Below are 16,140 nucleotides of genomic sequence, written 5' to 3' on the forward strand. Positions count from 1 at the left end.
TGGCGCTCGGGGATGTCCAGTTCAAAGAAGCGCGCCTGAATCGGCAGCAGCGGCAGCGAACCGCTGACCAGCTCCACCCCGGCAGCGGGCTTTTTCTGGATCAGTCTGGCCACCGATGCCAGCTGGCCGATGGTCTGCTTTTCGAACAACTGCTTGGGGCTGAGCTTGATGCCCTGGCGCTTGGCACGGGCGATGATCTGCAGGCTGAGAATCGAATCGCCGCCCAGTTCGAAGAAGTTGTCGGTGCTGCCGACCTGTTCCAGTTTCAGCACGTCGGCCCACACGGCGGCGAGCTTTTCCTCGATCTCGCCCACCGGCGCGGTATAACGTTGTTTGACGACGCCGGGCTTGGGCAAGGCGCGCTTGTCGAGCTTGCCATTGGCAGTCAGTGGCAATCTGTCCAGCAGCATGATCTGGGCAGGCACCATATAGTCGGGCAAGCGCGCAGCCAGTTGCTCGCGCAAGCTGTCGACATTCAGGCCTGTGTCGGTTGCGGCTACGCAGTACGCAACCAGTTGCAGTCGGGTTTCGTCATCGTCCACCGGCAACGCCAACACGCTGGCTTGCGCCACTGCGGGCAATCCCAGCAGCACACGCGCCACTTCAGCAGGCTCGACGCGATAGCCGCGTACTTTGACCTGATCATCTGCGCGACCGATGAATTCCAGAAGGCCCTGATGATTGCGCCGCATGCGATCGCCGCTGCGATAAACGCGTGCGCCCTCTTGCGCGAACGGATCCGGCACAAAACGCTCGGCGGTCAGTGCAGGCTGGCCGATGTAGCCCAGCGCCACACTGTCACCACCAATGTACAGTTCGCCGGCAACCTGTTGGCCGACCGGGTTCAGCACATCATCCAGCACATAGGCACTGGCCCCCGGCAACGGCGCACCGACCGGCACGCTGCACAGAGGCTCGACAGAGCGCACCCCGGTGGATACACAGACATCCTCCGGGAGCGAGACAGGCACCTCATGGGTCAGCACGCCGACCGTGGTTTCGCTCGGGCCGTAGTGGTTGATCACCCGGCAATCCGGCTTGAGCTGACGCACGTGCTCGACCAGCGCAGGCGAGCAGGCTTCACCGCCGACGATCAGAGCATGCTGCGGCAGCACATCGGCCGGCTGGCTGGCCTGCAACAGCGCAGTCAGGTGGCCGGGCACGATTTTCAGCACGCCGACCTGATGTTCGGCCATATAGGCAGCAAAGGCATCCGGGTCGAAACCCAGTGCTTCGGTCAACACGTGCAGGGTTCGCCCCGAACACAGCGCGCCGAACAACACGGTATGACCAAGGTCGGCGGCGATGGTCGAAACCAGCGCCATGCTCGCCTCGGGAGCCAGTTGCAAGCGCTCCAGCAGGCCGCGCACGTAACTGGCCAAAGCGCCCTGGCTGACCAGTACGCCCTTGGGCTGGCCGGTAGAGCCGGAGGTATGAATCACGTAAGCCGCCGAGTCGGCTGACAACCCGGTGTCGGGCCTGCTGACAGGCAACGCCTGCCAGTGCGCAGGCGTCCAGGCCAGGCCCTGACAACCGGCAAACGCCAGTGACGTCTGGCGCACATCGCCCTCGGCACACAGCAACACCCTGGCCTGAGTATTGACCAGCATCTGTTGCAGTCGCGCGTCGGGAGCTTTGACGTCAAGCGGCATGTACACGCCACCCGCCTTGAAGATCGCCAGCACGGCCGTCAGCCAGTCCAGCGAACGCTCCATCAGCACCGCCACCGGCTGGCCTTCGCTGACCCCCATGCGAATCAATTGATGAGCCAGCTGATTGGCAGCCTGATCCAGTTGCAGCGTGGTCAGCGTGCGCTCAAGGCAGCGGGCAGCCTGTGCATCAGGCTGCCTTTCAACCTGCCGGTCCCACAGTTGCAGCAGGTGTGGCGCGGGTTCGCGAGCTGCAGGCGGCGGCTCGACGGTCAGCGCCCCCAACCTGAACAGCGGCGCCTGTGGCGCGTCGAGCAGGGTCTTGAACAACGCAAGCATTTCGGGGATGAAGCCTTCGACGGTGGAGCGTCGATACAGGTCGCTGGCGTACGCCATATCGCCATGGATCAGCGTGCCGTCGTCGGTGATGTCCAGGGCCAGATCGAAATGCGCGCCTTGTTTATCGAACGCGTACTCGCTGACCTCCAGCCCGGCCAGCTTGAGCGCGGTTTTCTGTTTGAGGATTACGTTCTGGTTGAACTTGGCCTGAAACAGCGGGTTATGACCCAGGCTGCGCTCCGGTGCCAGTTGATCGACCAATTGCTCGAACGGTACGTCCTGATGCGCCTGCGCGCCGAACGAGGTGTCGCGGATCTGCGCCAGCAGGTCAAGGTAGCTCAGGCGCTCCTCAACCTCGCAGCGCAAGACCTGGGTATTGATGAAAAAGCCGATCAGCCCTTCGGTTTCAGCGCGACCGCGGTTGGCATTGGGCACGCCGATGCGAATATCGCGCTGCCCGGCCTTGCGCGACAGAAACAGCGAAAAACCGGCCAGCACCAGCATGAACAGGGTCACGCCCTGCGTACGCGCAAAGGCATTGAGCTGGCGCGACAGATCAGCGCCGAAATCAAAGCGCAGGTGCTCGCCCTGATAGCTCTGCGTGTGTGGACGGGGAAAATCCTGTGCGGCGTCGAGCAGCGGCTGCTCGTCACCCAACTGGTTACGCCAGTAATCCAGTTGCCGTGCGCCCTCGCCCGCCTCCAGCCAGCTGCGCTGCCAGATAGCATAATCGGCGTATTGCAACGGCAGTTCCGGTAGCGCAGGTTCGCGGCCTTCGCAGTACGCCTGGTAGCAGTGCACGAACTCCTGAATCATCACGTCCATCGACCAACCGTCGGAGACGATGTGGTGCATGCTCACCACCAACACATGCTCATCGCCGGCAAGGCGGAACAGGTGCGCGCGCAGCAGCGGGCCTGTGCGCAGATCGAACGGCTGGCTGGTCACCGTGACCACTCGTAACGCCAGCTCGGCATCGCGCAGCTCGACATCAGCCAGACCGGACAGGTCGATACTGTCCAGCGCCACTGTCTGATCGTGCAACAACACTTGCTGCGCCTGATCACCGTCGGTATGGAACACGGTGCGCAGCACCTCATGACGCTCGATCAGATAATCGAATGCACGGCGCAAGGCCGTCTCGTTCAACGTGCCTTGCAGACGCAGGCCAGTGGTCATTTTGTAAGCGTCGCTCGACGGGTCGAGCTGCCAGAGGAACAGCAGGCGTTGCTGAGCGAACGACAGCGGAATGGCCGTGACATCATGGCGACTGACCGGCACCGGCAACAGGCTGAAATCCTTGCCTTCCTGGCGCAGCCGGGCAAGGAACTGTTGGCGTTGTTCCAGCGGCAGGCCGACAAAACGTTTCGCGATGCGTGCAGCAGTGGTCCCGGTCATGCGCCAAATTCCTCCAGTGAATCCATGAACTGGTCCATGTCGCTCCAGTCGTTATCCGTGGTGTTGTCGGTCAGCGCGGCCACTTCGACGGCAAGGTCGCTGAGCAGCGGTTTTTCGAACAGCGTGCGCAACGGCAGGCTGATGCCCAGTTGCGCCTTGATCCTGGCAATCACTTGCGCGGCGAGTAACGAATGGCCGCCCAGCTCGAAAAAGTGATCGTCCAGACCGACCTGTGGCGCGTGCAGGACTTCCTGCCAGATGGCAGCAAGGCAGATTTCCACATCGCTGCAGGGCGCGCGGTATCTGGCCTGCAACTGGCTTGAGTCGGGCTCCGGCAGCGCCTTGCGGTCCAGCTTGCCGCTGGGCGTCAGGGGCAGCTCCGGCAACAGCAGCACGTGCGTCGGCACCATGTAATCCGGCAGGCTGGCTTGCATCTGAGTGCGGATGCCATGACGCAACGCCTGTCGCCCGGCATCACTGAGCGCACCGCCTTCCGGCACCACGTAAGCGATCAGTTGGGTGCTGCCCGCCAGTAAAACGGCCAGCACCACCGCCTCGCGCACGCCAGTGCATTGCTGCAGGCGCGATTCGATTTCGCCCAGCTCGATGCGGAAACCACGAATCTTCACCTGATGATCAACCCGGCCGATGTATTCGACAGCGCCGTCGACACGCAGCCGGGCACGGTCGCCGGTGCGGTACAGACGCTCACCGCTGACAAACGGATCGGCGACGAAACGCTCGGCGCTCAAGCCGGGCTGAGCGTGATAACCCCGCGCCAGGCCGGGACCACCGATGTACAGCTCGCCCACCGCGCCCTGCGGCAACAGGTTCAGTTGATCGTCGAGGACATAAAGCCGGCGTCCTGCCAGCGCACGGCCAATCGGTACCCCGCGCCAGGACACCTGTTCCGCAGTCAGCGCGCTGCAATCGTGAATGCTCGACACCACGGTCGCTTCGGTCGGCCCGTAGGTATTCAGCAGACGCACATGCCCCAGCCCGGCCTTGTGCCACAGACGCAGGCCTTCGACTGCCATGGCCTCACCGCCGACGTGAACCTGTCGTAACGCGCCGTAATGCCCGGGCGGGCTGGCCGCGAAGTCCTGAACCAGGGTCAGCCAGTAGGCCGCAGGCAAATCCGCCAGCGTTACGCCATGCTCGACCACTGCCTGATGGAAGGTGGCGCTGTCCCACAGGCGCTCGTCACGCAGGACCACGGCCGCCCCGCGACACAGCGGCGGGTAGAACTGCTCGACGAAGCCATCGAAACTGTGGGTCGCGAATTGCAGGACCCGGTCGCCCTCGCGCAGGTCACTGTAGTTCGCGCCCAGTGTCACGAACTCGGCCAGTGCGGCATGACTGATCGCCACACCCTTTGGACGCCCGGTCGAACCCGAGGTATAGATCACATAGGCCAGGCTGGCCGGATCTGTCGTGCCGCCCGGGTTGTGCGGATTCGTTGCCAGGCTGCCTGGTTGATCCATGCACAGGCACTGAATGTCAGCCAGTTCAGGCAGCCTGACTCGCTGTTCGCTATGCGTCAGCAGCAATTTCAGGCCACTGTCTTCCAGCACATGACGCAGACGCTCACTCGGCGCGCTCAGGTCCAGCGGCACATAGGCACCGCCAGCCTTGAGTACGGCGAGCAGCGCGACGGGCATGTCCAGCGAGCGGCCCAGCGCCACACCGACCAACACGTCCGGACCGACACCCTGCTCGCGCAGATGCCAGGCAAGACGGTTGCTGCGCTCGTTCAGCTCGGCGTAGGTCAGGCTGGGCGATTGACCGTCAAGGGCGAGGAGCAATGCCGGCGCATTCGGCGTGCGCTGCACTTGCGCTTCGAACTGACGATGCGCAGGGGTGGTGACGTCAGCTTTGAGAACGCTGTCGACATCCAGCAACTGCGAGCGCTCATCGGCCGCGAGCATCGACAGTTCCGCGATGGTTTGCAGAGGATCAGCGCAGACCGAGGTCAGCAGATTGCGCCAGTGCCCGGCCAGACGCACGATGGTCGACTCGTCGAAAATATCGGTGGCGTAAGTAAAGGCGGCGTGCAGTTGCTCACCTTCGCCGCTGGTGGCCAGCATCAGGTCGCTGGCGGCGGCGTGGGTACGCTGCGCCAGCGCCTGTTGTTCGGCGGGCAGATTGGCCACGCGCAGGCCGCCGCTGAGGTGTTTGTCCAGCAGGTCGGCAACCACCGGCTGGTGATTGAACATCACTTGAAACAAAGGAGTGTGGCTTTGGCTGCGCTCGGGCTGCAGCGCATCGATGATGGCGTCAAACGGCAGATCCTGATGCGCCTGAGCACCGGTCGAGGCGTTGCGCACGGTATTCAGCAGATCGACAAAACGCGTCTGCGCGGTCACTTCACTGCGCAGGACCTGAGTATTGATGAAGCAGCCAATAAGCCCTTCGGTTTCGCTGCGCGTGCGATTGGCGATCAGGCCGCCGACACGAATGTCGGTCTGCCCGCTGTAGCGGTGCAGCAGGCTCTTGAAAGACGCCAGCAATACTACAAACAGGGTCACACCCTGGCGTTGCGCAAGATGTTTGAGGTTGCGCAGCAGTTCGGGCTCGAGCGCCAGCTCCAGGCGGGCACCCTCATGGCTGGGCAGCGCCGGGTACGGGCGATCCGTAGGCAGCTCCAGCACCGGGTGTTCGTCGCCAAGATGGCTGCGCCAGTAGTCCAGCTGACGCTCTTGCTCACCGGCTTCCAGCCAGCTGCGTTGCCACAACGCGTAGTCGCGGTACTGCACGGGCAGCGGCTGAAAGGGCAGCCGCTTACCGGCCAGCAGCGCATCGTAGCCGCGCAGCCATTCGTCGATGAGCACGTTCATCGACCAGCCATCGGTAATCATATGGTGCAGATTCAGCAACAGCACATGCTCCTGCCCGGCCAGACGCAGCACCTGCACGGTGAACAGCGGCCCGCGCTGCAGATCGAACGTTTGCGCAGATTGTTCGGCCATCGCCTGACGGGCACTTGCCCAGCGCTGCTCGGACGGCAGCGCACTCAGGTCGATCAGGCGGATGCTCACGGGTGCTGGCGGCGCAACACGCTGAAACGCACGGTCGCCTTCCTGACCGAAGGTGGTACGCAGGCTTTCATGGCGCTCGACCAGCGCGCTGAAGGCACGCTCCAGCAAGGGCAGCTCCAGCGGACCGTTCAGGCATACCGACATCGGCAGGTTGTACGCTGCGCTGTGGGGGTCCAGTTGCCAGAGAAACCACATGCGTTGCTGGGCATAGGACAGACCATCGCGTTCGGCCAGCCCTTCGCAGGAAGGGATCGGGAACAGCGCGAAATCCATGTTTTCCTTGCGCATGCCATCGAGAAACAGGCGACGTTTTTCAAGAGGCAACTCGACAAAACGGCGAGCGAGTTTCTGGGCGTGTTCGGGGTTCATGGGTCGATCCTTGCTGAATGTGGCTGACCGTCGGGCGGGGTCGTATCAACAAGAACGAATTGGCGGAGAAATATTTAGAAAGGTTTGTGGTGGTGACAGCCGGACACCTGATAGTCCTCACGCTCCAGTGCGAATGCCTTGAGTGACCCTGTGTCGCACCGGCTATTCAAGATCGGACGCGGAGCGTCCAGAACGGCGCACCAACGCAGAGCATCGGCACGATAGTTGAGATTATCGTTCCACACGCTCCAGCGTGGGAATGCAGCTCGCGACGCTCTGCGTCGCAAAGAGGACGCGGAGCGTCCAGAACGGCGTACCGACGCAGAGCGTCGGCACGATAATCAATCGGCGATAACTCAGACAACTACTTATCCGAATGCCCCTGTGCCATCGCCACCACGACTTTACGTTTACCGGTAAACGGTGCGCGCGAGTGGGCGGTGAGCATGTTGTCGAGCATCAGCACGTCGTTTTCCAGCCACGGGAAGCTGACGGTGCATTCGTCGAGTACGCCACGAATTTCGTCCAGCAGGCTTTCTTCGAGGGGCGAGCCGTCGCCGTAGTAGACATTGCGCGGCAGGTCTTCTTCATCCACTACGTCCAGCAGGGTTTCGCGCACTTCCGGTTGCAGGTTGGAGATGTGAAACAGATGAGCCTGATTGAACCAGACGGTGTCGCCGGTCACCGGGTGGCGCGACACGGCCTGACAGATCTGCCGGGTACGCAGTTCGCCGTCATCTTTCCATTCGCACTCGATGTTATGTGCCCGGCAGTAGGCCTCGACCACACGCTCATCTTCGGTGTTGAATACCTGGCTCCATTCCACATCGAGCCCGTTGCCGTAGTTGCGCACGTACATCAGCTTCTTTTCGATAAAGCGCTCACGAATACGCGCCGGAATGCGCCGGTATATCTCGCGGCTGTCGGCGATCGGCGTTTCGCCCCCGGTCTGCGCGGCGATCATGCTGTAGAACCAGATTTTCATCGGCCAATCCAGCGTATAGGCCTGCTCATTGTGCAGCGGAATGCTCTGGTGAGCAGGGTACTCGGTCGAGGTGTACACGCCCTTGGTCACGTTGCTGCGCGGCGTGGAGCCAAACTCGTAGTTGAGCAACGGATCACCAAAGCCCGCCGCGAACTCACGAAACGCTTCGGCACCGCCGACCTCGAAGCCACGAAACAGAATGCCACCCGCGCTGTACAGGTGTTCGGCGACCAGCGGCTTGAGTTCGCCCAGCGCTTCCATCAAGTCCAGACCGGGCTCGGGCGCCTGCACCAGCATGGGCAAGCTGCCCGCCCCTGCCAGCAGTGGCCGGATATCCAAACTCAACGCATGACTCATGATGTCTCTCCCTTGATGGCAAAAGCGCCCGAACCCCTGCGGCCTGGCGCAACACCAATGTCCAGATTGAACGTACCTGGCGAGCAAAAAATTAGCCGATCACGCCCATTTCCCGCGCCGTGCGGGGCTTCCGGCAGCTCTGAAACAATTTTTTGCATTTAAACGCAAAAATTCCTGCAGGAATCTCGTTCTCATTCGTCTTTAACTGAATGCGAGGCTTTATATCGCCCGCGCGTACAGACAGAGGGAGCCGCATTGCGGTTGCTCTACATCGTGAATCGAGATTGTTTACCCATGTCGAAGAAGTCCCGTTCAAAAATCTGGTTTCTCGTCCACAGCTGGCTTGCCCTGCCCATTTGGTTTTTTGTGCTGATCGTCTGCGTCACCGGCACGCTGGCAGTGGTCAGCAAGGAAATCATGTGGCTGGCCAACCCGGAAATGCGTGACAACCGCCCCTCGGACGATGCCCCGCGCATGAGCTTCGAGCAGATTCGCGCGACCATCGAGCGCAACGAACCGGACCTTATCGTCGGCACGATCATGCAGCCGGACGGCGACTACTTTGCCCTCAGCGTGTTCGTCACCTACCCGGACGGCCGCTCGGTGCCGGCCTACGTCAACCCTTATACCGGGGTGATTCAGGGCCTTACGCCGTCGTTCGACTTCCGCCGCTTCACCCGCGCCCTGCACGGCTGGTGGCTGGTGCCGTTCACCAATGGCTATTCATGGGGCTGGTACCTGGTGTCGATTCTCGGCCTGCCGCTGCTGGCGTCACTGGTCACCGGGCTGGTGGTGTACAAGAAATTCTGGCGCGGCTTTTTCAAACCGGTGCGTTTCAGCCAGGGCCCGAGGATTTTCTGGGGCGATTTGCATCGTCTCAGCGGCGTCTGGTCGATCTGGTTCATCGCGGTGATTTCCGTCACCGGCACCTGGTTTCTGATTCAGGCAATTCTGGGCGATAACCAGATCAGCATTTCCAGTAAATCCCAGGTCGCCTCGATCATTGCGCACAACGCCGTACCGCTGACGGCCGACGGCAGCCCTGCACCGACCATCAGCCTGGAAAAGGCCGTTGAAATTGCCAAGGAGCGGATACCGGGCCTTGAAGCCAGCTTCATCACCCCGCCCTTCAACGCCTACAGCAACATGCAGGTCGGTGGACGAAGCTGGTACCCGTTGATGTTCCAGACCGCCGAAATCAACCCGTACAGTGGCGAGATAGCCGCTTCGCACCTGCTGTCGGACCGCAACAAGCTGGAGTTCGTCACCGAGTCCATGCGCCCGCTGCACACCGGCGATTTCGGTGGCATCTGGATCAAGCTGATCTGGGCATTCTTCGGCCTGCTGCTGAGCATGATGGTCCTCAGCGGCTTGCTGATCTGGAGCAAGCGTACCGCGCTGGCGACGCTCAATGCCCTCAAGCGTGAAGCCAGAACCGCCCCTGCCACCTTCACCCCGGCTTCGACCCCGGACACCACTCGCTCGCCGCTGGCGACCCGCACCCCGGAGAACAGCCTGTGAGCAAGGCCGCTGCCGCACAACCTGCATCGTCGCTGAGCCGTTTCTGGTACAGATGGCGCTTCCATATCAACGTGCTGCTGGTACTGATCCCGTTGGGTTTCATGCCCAAGTACTTCTCCGACAACGCGCTGGATCGCGGCGACCAGGGCCTCGGCCAGCGCGACGTCGGCGAGATTCAGGTCGGCCCGTGGAGCCTGCGTCTGGCAGAAGATCGCAACGAACCGCCGCGCCTGTCCGGGCCGTCGGGTTACATGAAAAGCTTTAATGCGGCGCTGTGCAACGCGTGCATCGACCGGGTCAAGGCCACTTACCTGCGCATCGGCAAACCGCGCAGTCTGCGTACGGCCGGGGTGATTTTCTTCGGTGGCGGCTACCGCATGAGCGCGTTCATGCAGATTCCGGAAACCACCAGCGCCGATTCCGAACTGTGGATCACTATGGAAGGCTGGGACGGCGCCGTGCATCAGACTTCCATCCCCCTGCAACAGGCCTCGCCCACCACCGTGGCGTGGCTGAAAAAACAAGGAGCCAAACCATGAGTGCCCGCCCTTCCCAGCGCTGGCTGACGGTCAGCGCACTGTGCCTGCTTGGCCTGAGCGGCAACGCTCTGGCGCATAACCCGATGTGCGAATGCAAACAGATCGACAATGAGCAGATCCGCTGCACCGGCGGTTTTTCCGACGGCAGTGGTGCGCCGGGCGTGACCCTGGACGTGATCGGCTATGACGAAACCATCCTGGTGCCCGGCAAACTGGGTGAGGATTCGACCGTGACCTTCAAGCGCCCTGCCTCCGAGTTCTACGTGCTGTTCGATGCCGGCCCCGGCCATGTGGTGGAAATCGATCAGGCGGATATCCCCAGCCCATGAGTGCGCCAACCCGACAAATCGTCCGCCCGGCCGGTGCGGGGCATGAAACCCTGTATGTTCTGCTGCTGTGCCTGCTGATCCTCGGCATTGCTGCAGGCGTAGTCAGCCTGCACCGCGACACCCAGGAGACGCAAAGCCTGGCCAGCCATCAACTGGATGCACGGCGCGACCTGAGCGCTGCCGAACAAGGCATCTACGCCGATCTGCGCGTGACTCTCGACGAGATTCGTTTGCTGACCGAAGAGCAGCAGACGCCGGTCACCGCCGAACAACTGGGCGAAGAAGGCTTCGCCCCGTTCGCCAGGGATGCCAGTTCGGTCAGCCGCGGCGATCACGCCTGGCACATGATCGACCGGTCTTATCTGGGACTGAGCCAGGCGCCGAGCGTGGCCGGCTCGTTTCTGATGCGCGTCGATTCGGGCGAGCAGCCCGACATCTGGATCAACCGCAGCGCCTCGGTCGCGCCTCTCAGCGAGCTCGATGACAGCGCGCTGATGGACGCGGGCTGGAAACAGATCGTCGCGCAATTCGATGCAGGCGTAACCCGTCAGCACCCGCACTGAAACTCCGCATTCATTTGAAAGAAGACCGCTTGCCCATGCCTATTTCATTCAAACGCCGTCCCTTGCTGCGCATCCTGCTGGCAGGCCTGTTTGCCGCCCTGTTGGCACCGTCCAGCTATGCCACCGACCCGGCCAAGCGCCTGCGCATCGGCATCACCCTGCACCCGTATTACAGCTACGTGAGCAATATCGTCGGCGACAAGGCCGAGGTCGTGCCGCTGATCCCGGCGGGTTTCAACCCGCACGCTTACGAGCCGCGGGCCGAGGACATCAAGCGCATCGGTTCGCTGGACGTGATTGTGCTCAACGGCGTCGGTCACGACGACTTTGCCGACCGCATGATCGCCGCCAGCGAAACGCCGAACATCAAGACCATCGAAGCCAATGCCGACGTACCCTTGCTGGCCGCGACCGGGGTGGCAGCCAGAGGCGCAGGCAAAGTGGTCAATCCGCACACCTTCCTGTCGATCAGCGCCTCTATCGCCCAGGTCAACAACATCGCCCGCGAGCTGGGCAAGCTGGACCCCGACAACGCGAAAACCTACACCGCCAACGCTCGCGCCTACGGTAAACGCCTGCGCCAGATGCGTGCCGACGCCCTGGCCAAACTCACCAAGGCCCCCAACGCCGACTTGCGCGTGGCCACGGTACACGCCGCCTACGACTACCTGCTGCGCGAATTCGGCCTGGAAGTGACCGCTGTGGTAGAACCGGCACATGGCATCGAACCCAGCCCGAGTCAGTTGAAAAAGACCATCGACCAGTTGCGCGAACTGGACGTGAAGGTGATCTTCTCGGAGATGGATTTCCCGTCCACCTACGTCGACACCATCCAGCGTGAATCCGGGGTCAGGCTGTACCCGCTGTCACACATTTCCTATGGCGAATACACCGCCGACAAGTACGAAAAGGAAATGGCCGGCAACCTCGACACCGTGGTACGTGCCATTCAGGAGTCGGGCGCATGACTGTTGCGCAGCACCTCGATATTGCCAGCCAGGGCCCCGGCATCGAGTTCAACGACGTGAGTCTGACACTGGGGCGCACCACGATTCTTGACCGTATCCGTTTCAGCGTGCGCGCAGGCAGCGTACACGCGCTGGTCGGGCCGAACGGCGGCGGCAAGAGTTCGCTGATCAAGACCCTGCTCGGGCAAACGCCGCATCAAGGCCAGTTGAGTCTGCAATGGCGAGCCGCGCCGGGCCTGACAGGTTACGTGCCGCAGGCCCTGGAGTTCGACCGCGGCCTGCCGATGACCGTTGACGACTTCATGGCAGCGATGTGCCAGCGACGCCCGGCGTTTCTGGGTTTGTCGAAGCATTACGCGGCAGCAATTGGCGAGGCGCTGGAGCGGGTCGGCATGCAGGACAAACGCAAACGGCGCATGGGCGCGCTGTCCGGCGGCGAGCGCCAACGTGTGCTGCTCGCCCAGGGGCTCATCCCCGCGCCGCAATTACTGGTTCTGGATGAGCCGATGTCGGCTCTGGATGAAGCCGGGATTCAAGTCTTCGAGCGTCTGCTCGGTGACTGGCGTCGGAGCGGCATCACCGTGGTCTGGATCGAGCACGATCTGGACGCCGTAAGGCGCCTGGCCGATCAGGTAACCGGGCTCAATCGACGAATACTGTTCGACGAGCCTGCCGCGACGGCACTGACGCCTGAGCGCCTGCTGACGTTGTTTTCCGCTCATCCGCGTGCTGCGGATGCCGGTCACGGGGGGCTGGCGTGATGGATTACGAAACGTTTCGTCTGTTCATTCAGGGCCTCGCCTCATCCGGCTATCTGCCCGAGGCGCTGGCCTACGGTTTCGTGGTCAACGCCCTGCTCGCCGGACTGCTGATCGGCCCGGTGCTGGGGGGGTTGGGGACGCTCGTGGTGGTCAAGCGCTTCGCGTTTTTCTCCGAAGCGGTGGGCCATGCCGCATTGACCGGCGTGGCAATCGGCATTCTGCTCGGTGAGCCGTACACTGGCCCCTACGGCGCGCTGTTCGGTTACTGCCTGCTGTTCGGCATTGTCCTCAATTACCTGCGCAACCGCACCGGGCTGGCACCGGACACGCTGATCGGGGTGTTCCTGTCGGTGTCTCTGGCACTGGGCGCAAGCCTGCTGCTGGTGCTGGCCGGCAAGATCAACGTGCATATTCTGGAAAACGTGCTGTTTGGCTCGGTGCTGACCGTCAACGGCAATGACCTGCTGGTGCTGCTGATCGTCGGTTCGCTGGTCATGGGCCTGAGCCTGCCGCTGTACAACCGCATCATGCTGGCCAGCTTCAACCCACAACTGGCCGCGGTGCGCGGCGTGGCAGTGAAGACCCTGGACTACCTGTTCGTGATTCTGGTGACACTGATCACCGTTGCCGCCGTAAAAGTCATCGGCGCGATCCTGGTCGGCGCATTGCTGGTGATTCCGGCTGCGGCGGCACGCTTGCTGAGTCAGTCGCTCAAAGGCTTTTTCTGGATCTCGGTGGCCATCGCGACGATCAGCACCCTGTGCGGCATCCTGCTGCCGATTGTCTTCGACCTGCCTGTGCCGTCCGGCGCGGCAATCATTCTGGTGGCCGGTGTTGCCTTCGCCCTCGCCGCCATCGCTCGCGGCACACTGCCGAGCCTGAAAGGGAATATTGGATAAATGCCTACATTACGTACCTTGACCCTGGCGTTGGCCATTAGCGGCCTGTTCAGCAACAGCCTGTATGCCGCCGACGCCAACACCGACAGCGCGCAACCGGTACGGGTGCTGGCCAGTCTGCCAATCACTTATGGCTTGGGGGAGATTCTGCTCAAGGACAGTGGTGTCGTGCTGGAACGCGCGGCGGCTGCCAACCTGCCCGGTTCACGTCAGACAGCGTACTTCACCGGACGTGGTGCCGACGCCTTGCGCGGCCTGGCGAACAACGCCGACGCGGTAATCGGTTTGCGCTCGATCTGGGCAGATGACCCGCTCTACCCCAACGCCCGGCGCAGCAACATCCGTATCGTCGAGATCGACGCAGCACGCCCGGTGGATGGCAGCCTTGCGGGGATTGCCGTGCAACCGGGCCAGGGCGCTGACGGGCTGAACAGCCAGCCGTGGCTGGCGAGCAACAATATGGGACGCATGGCCGATGTGCTGGCGGCGGATCTGGTGCGCCTGGCACCGGCGTCCAAGCCGAAGATCGAGGCCAATCTGGCGGCATTCAAGCAGCAGCTGCTCAAGCTCAGCGCCAGCAGCGAAGCAGCGCTGGCCGGTGCCGACAATTTGAGTGTGGTGAGCCTGTCGGACCGCTTTGGCTATTTGATCAGCGGACTGAATCTGGAACTGATCGACAGCCAGGTGCTGACGGACGAGCAGTGGACACCCGAGGCGCTGAGCAAGCTGAGCGCGACTTTGCAAGACAATGACGTGGCGCTGGTGCTCGATCACCGTCAACCACCCGCGCCGGTCAAGGCTGCAATCGAGGCGGCCGGCAGCAAGCTGCTGGTGTTAGGGATTGATGGCGCTGATCCGCTGGCGGAGTTGCAGGGCGATATTCAGGGGATTATCAAGGTGCTGGCGGGTAACGGGTGAGATTAACGTTGCGCACGCTCCTGAGTGGGAATGCAGTTCGCAACGCTCTGCATGGCACGAGGACGCGGAGCGTCCAGAACGGCATGCCGACGCAGAGCGTCGCACGGTAATTGAATTATTCGTGCAGACCGGCGCAGAGCTTCAGCACGACAGTTGAGATTCTCGTTCCCTGCGCTCCAGCGTGGGAATGCAGTTCGCGACGCTCTGCATGGCACGAGGACGCGGAGCGTCCAGAACGGCATGCCGACGCAGAGCGTCGCACGATAATTGAATTATTCGTGCAGACCGGTGCAGAGCTTCAGCACGACAGTTGAGATTCTCGTTCCCTGCGCTCCAGCGTGGGAACGCAGTTCGCGACGCTCTGCGTCGCACGATAATTGAATTATTCGTGCAGACAGATGCAGAGCTTCAGCACGACAGTTGAGATTCTCGTTCCCTGCGCTCCGCTGCGTCGCGCGATACGTGCGCGGAGCATTGGCACGATCGCTGGTCAACCAGCCAGTCAGGCCGTCTGGGCTTCCATTTTCTGCCGCAGGCTCAGGGGCCGCATGTCGGTCCAGACTTCTTCGATGTAGGCCAGGCACTCTTTCTTGAAGCCGCTCTTGCCCACGGTGCGCCAGCCGTTGGGAATCGCCTTGTAGTCGGGCCAGATGGAATACTGTTCTTCATGGTTGACCACAACTTGAAAGACGATGTCTTCCCGATCGAATACTGAAGTCATTGCTGCTCTCCGTGTATGTGTTCAGCGCTGCCGTGCCAATTCATGGCAGCGATAAGGATTGAACGTATCGCTACGTCGAAAAATTAAAGCTGTGCGACCGCGGCATTGAGCGCACGACCGAAGATATCTGCCACCTCGTCGACCTGCTCGGCGGTAATCACCAGCGGTGGCAGGAAGCGCACCACGCTGCCGTGCCGCCCGCCCAGTTCAAGGATCAGCCCGCGTTTGAGGCATTCACGCTGGATCAGCGGAGCCAGACGGGCGAAGACCGGCGGATGCCCCTGCGCATCTCGCGCACCGGCCGGGTCAACCAGTTCTACGCCAAGCATCAGCCCGCGACCGCGAATGTCGCCCAGCTGCGGAAAATCGCGCTGCAAGGCTCGCAAATGAGCGCACAGACGTGCGCCCATAGCCGTCGCGTGTTCGCAAATATTGTGCTCTTGAAGATAGCGCATTACCGCCGAACCGGTAGCCATCGCCATCTGATTGCCACGGAACGTCCCGGCGTGAGCGCCCGGCAGCCAGGTGTCGAGCCACGAACGATAGACCACCACCGCCAGCGGCAGGCTGCCACCAATGGCTTTGGACATGACCACGACGTCCGGGATGATCCCGGCGTGCTCGAAGGCGAACATCTTGCCGGTGCGCGCAAAACCGCTCTGGATCTCATCGACAATCAGCGCTACACCGGCCTTTTCGGTGATGCGGCGTACGCCACGCAACCAGTCGAGATCAGCAGGAATCACCCCGCCCTCCCCCTGAACCACCTCTAGAATGACCGCCGCA

13 protein-coding genes are annotated in these 16,140 nt (G+C 62.1%); 8 read left to right on the plus strand and 5 right to left on the minus strand.

What is annotated here, in order from left to right:
- The 3 genes from ALO80_RS22875 to ALO80_RS22885 all read right to left on the minus strand — a co-directional run.
- On the minus strand, positions 1 to 3,386 hold a 3,386-nt coding region (locus ALO80_RS22875), incomplete at its 3' end, for a non-ribosomal peptide synthetase (RefSeq protein WP_122301817.1).
- Positions 3,383 to 6,793 (minus strand): non-ribosomal peptide synthetase, encoded by a 3,411-nt coding sequence (locus ALO80_RS22880; protein ID WP_055010650.1) that lies wholly within the window; start codon positions 6,791 to 6,793, stop codon positions 3,383 to 3,385. The genes ALO80_RS22875 and ALO80_RS22880, both read right to left, overlap by 4 nt.
- 364 nt (positions 6,794 to 7,157) lie before the next feature.
- Entirely contained in the window at positions 7,158 to 8,135 is a 978-nt protein-coding gene (locus ALO80_RS22885) for a TauD/TfdA family dioxygenase (protein ID WP_054986300.1), read from the minus strand.
- A 294-nt stretch (positions 8,136 to 8,429) separates the two neighbouring features.
- Between ALO80_RS22885 and ALO80_RS22890 the strand changes: the two genes are divergently transcribed.
- Genes ALO80_RS22890 through ALO80_RS22925 form a run of 8 tightly spaced genes read left to right on the plus strand, consistent with a single transcriptional unit; the run spans position 8,430 to position 14,633 of the window.
- A complete protein-coding gene (locus ALO80_RS22890; protein WP_055010651.1) occupies positions 8,430 to 9,656 on the plus strand; it encodes a PepSY-associated TM helix domain-containing protein in 1,227 nt (408 codons plus the stop codon).
- Entirely contained in the window at positions 9,653 to 10,195 is a 543-nt protein-coding gene (locus tag ALO80_RS22895; RefSeq protein ID WP_055007224.1) for a hypothetical protein, read from the plus strand. The genes ALO80_RS22890 and ALO80_RS22895 overlap by 4 nt, the downstream gene beginning before the upstream one ends.
- The gene (locus ALO80_RS22900; protein WP_055010652.1) at positions 10,192 to 10,524 is read left to right on the plus strand and encodes a hypothetical protein; all 333 of its coding nucleotides are present in this window, start codon (positions 10,192 to 10,194) and stop codon (positions 10,522 to 10,524) included. The genes ALO80_RS22895 and ALO80_RS22900 overlap by 4 nt, the downstream gene beginning before the upstream one ends.
- Positions 10,521 to 11,087 (plus strand): DUF6162 family protein, encoded by a 567-nt coding sequence (locus tag ALO80_RS22905; RefSeq protein WP_055010653.1) that lies wholly within the window; start codon positions 10,521 to 10,523, stop codon positions 11,085 to 11,087. The genes ALO80_RS22900 and ALO80_RS22905 overlap by 4 nt, the downstream gene beginning before the upstream one ends.
- Before the next feature lie 35 nt (positions 11,088 to 11,122).
- A complete protein-coding gene (locus ALO80_RS22910; RefSeq protein ID WP_055010654.1) occupies positions 11,123 to 12,055 on the plus strand; it encodes a metal ABC transporter substrate-binding protein in 933 nt (310 codons plus the stop codon).
- Entirely contained in the window at positions 12,052 to 12,816 is a 765-nt protein-coding gene (locus tag ALO80_RS22915) for a metal ABC transporter ATP-binding protein (protein WP_055010655.1), read from the plus strand. Before ALO80_RS22910 ends, ALO80_RS22915 begins: the two co-directional genes overlap by 4 nt.
- Positions 12,816 to 13,715, plus strand: a complete 900-nt coding sequence (locus ALO80_RS22920; RefSeq protein WP_055010656.1) for a metal ABC transporter permease — start codon at positions 12,816 to 12,818, stop codon at positions 13,713 to 13,715. Before ALO80_RS22915 ends, ALO80_RS22920 begins: the two co-directional genes overlap by 1 nt.
- Positions 13,716 to 14,633, plus strand: a complete 918-nt coding sequence (locus tag ALO80_RS22925) for a metal ABC transporter substrate-binding protein (RefSeq protein WP_055010657.1) — start codon at positions 13,716 to 13,718, stop codon at positions 14,631 to 14,633.
- 502 nt (positions 14,634 to 15,135) lie between these two features.
- Here the strand turns inward: ALO80_RS22925 and ALO80_RS22930 are convergent.
- Positions 15,136 to 15,354, minus strand: a complete 219-nt coding sequence (locus tag ALO80_RS22930) for an MbtH family protein (RefSeq protein WP_003304661.1) — start codon at positions 15,352 to 15,354, stop codon at positions 15,136 to 15,138.
- A gap of 83 nt (positions 15,355 to 15,437) precedes the next feature.
- Positions 15,438 to 16,140, minus strand: a 703-nt coding sequence (locus ALO80_RS22935) for an aminotransferase class III-fold pyridoxal phosphate-dependent enzyme (protein ID WP_144434246.1), incomplete at its 5' end; no start/stop codon positions are given.

It is taken from the genome of Pseudomonas caricapapayae (genome assembly GCF_001400735.1).
GTDB lineage: Bacteria > Pseudomonadota > Gammaproteobacteria > Pseudomonadales > Pseudomonadaceae > Aquipseudomonas > Aquipseudomonas caricapapayae.